General features: G+C 69.2%; 1 protein-coding gene. It reads left to right on the plus strand.

What is annotated here, in order from left to right; all coding sequences use genetic code 11:
• Positions 1–48: 48 nt before the first annotated feature.
• Positions 49–1,955, plus strand: a 1,907-nt coding sequence (locus ABZT18_RS32080) for a condensation domain-containing protein (RefSeq protein ID WP_355253287.1), incomplete at its 3' end; no start/stop codon positions are given.

Genomic DNA, 1,955 nt, shown 5'->3' on the forward strand with positions numbered 1-1,955 from the left:
CGGTTGGCTGATGGTGCGGTGGAGTTCGTGGGCCGGGTTGATCATCAGGTGAAGGTTCGTGGTTACCGGATCGAGTTGGGTGAGATCGAGTCGGTAATCGGCGCGGTGGCCGGCGTCCGCGACACGGTGGCCCTGGTCCATCCGGAAGAGGCGCGGTTGCTCGCCTTCTACGTGCCCGAAGGGCCGGACGCCGGTCTGTCCGCCCGGGTGCGGCAGGAATGTGCGAGCCGGCTGCCGGAGTACATGATCCCGGCGGATCTGATGGTGGTGGAGTCGATTCCACTGAACGCCAACGGCAAGGTCGACCGGGCCGCCCTGGCCGCGTCGGTCGGGGCGACCGGCCGGGTGCACGTGGCCCCGCGTACCGATCTTGAGCGACAGCTCGCAGAGATCTGGGCACGCGTGCTGAAGCTGGACAGCGTCAGCGTGGTGGACAGCTTCTTCGACCTCGGCGGCGACTCACTGCGAGCGGTGGCCCTGGTCGGCGCGCTCCGGGGAGCCGGTTTCCCCGTTGGCGTCCGGGACGTCTTCGTGCACCGCACTGTCGCCGCGCTCGCCGCGCACCTGACGGCCAAGGACACCGCCGAGGTCGCACCGGAGTTCCAGCCGGTGGCCCCGTTCGCGCTGCTCGACGACGCCGACCGGGCCGCCCTGCCCGCCGGCCTCACCGACGCCTATCCCATCGCCCAGGTGCAACTCGGCATGCTGGTGGAGATCCAGAAGGACCCGACGCGGTCGCTGTACCACATCGTCCGCTGCTTCCGGGCGCACAGTCGCCAGCCCTTCTCGGCCGACGCGCTCACGGCGGCGGTGCACGACATCGTCGACCGGCACGAGACCCTGCGCACGTCGTTCGACCCGCACACCTACTCGGTGCCGCTGCAGCTCGTGCACGCCCAGGCCCCCGTCGACGTACGGATCCTGTGTCTGGACGAGGAGCGGGCCGAGGCGCACCTGCGCGGATACGTCGACGCCGAGCGGGCCCGACCATTCGACGCCGAGCACCCTGCCCCACTGCTGCGGGTCAGCGCTCACGTCGGCACCAACGGCGGATGGTGGCTCACCGTGGCGATCAGCCACCTGGTGACCGGGGGCTGGGACCTGAACACCCTGCTGGCCGAGCTGCTCAGCTGCTACGAGCGGCGCTGTGTGGGCATGGCGCCGGAGGCGCCGGAGCCGATCGCGGTCCGGTACGCCGACTTCGTCGCCGGCGAGCGGGCGGCGCTGGCCTCGGCGGACGACGAGGCGTACTGGCGAAAGATCATCTCCGACCACGCCAGATTCACCCCACCGACGGGCTGGGGCGAGAAGTCCGCGACTCCCGGGACCGTGCTGCGGCACCGGATCAGCTACCAGGACCTCGACCCACGGATCCGCGCTCTGGCCTCGGCGCTCGAGGTGTCACCCAAGGCTGTTCTGCACGCGGCTCATTTGAAGGTGATGAGTCAGTTGACCGATGAGCGGCGTTTTCACACGGGTTTGGTGTGTGATGCGCGGCCGGAGGTGCGGGGTGCGGAGCGGGTGCATGGGATGTACATCAATGTGTTGCCGTTCGGTCATGAGCGGGGTGTGGGTTCGTGGCGGGATCTGGTGCGGTCGGTGTTCGACGGTGAGGTGGAGTTGTGGCCGCATCGGCGGTTCCCGTTGCCGGCGGTGCGGCGGCTGACCGGTGCCGACGTGCACCCCATCGATGTCGTCTTCGACTACACCGAGTTCCGTCGTGCCAACACCGACAGCGAGGAACAGGTCGGCTTCGAGGCCGTCGCCGGTGAGGGTGGCACCGAGTTCGCCCTCCAGGTCACCGCGGCCAGCGGCTTCCTCGACCTCGTCGCTGATGCGCGGGTGTTCGGGTCGGCGGGTTTGGTGCGTTTGGCGGGGATGTTTCGGGTGGTGTTGGAGTCGATGGTGGCGGATCCGGGTGGGGATTCGCGGGTGGTGTGTGTGCCGTCGGGTGA

Source organism: Micromonospora sp. NPDC005291, assembly GCF_040607415.1.
GTDB lineage: Bacteria > Actinomycetota > Actinomycetes > Mycobacteriales > Micromonosporaceae > Micromonospora.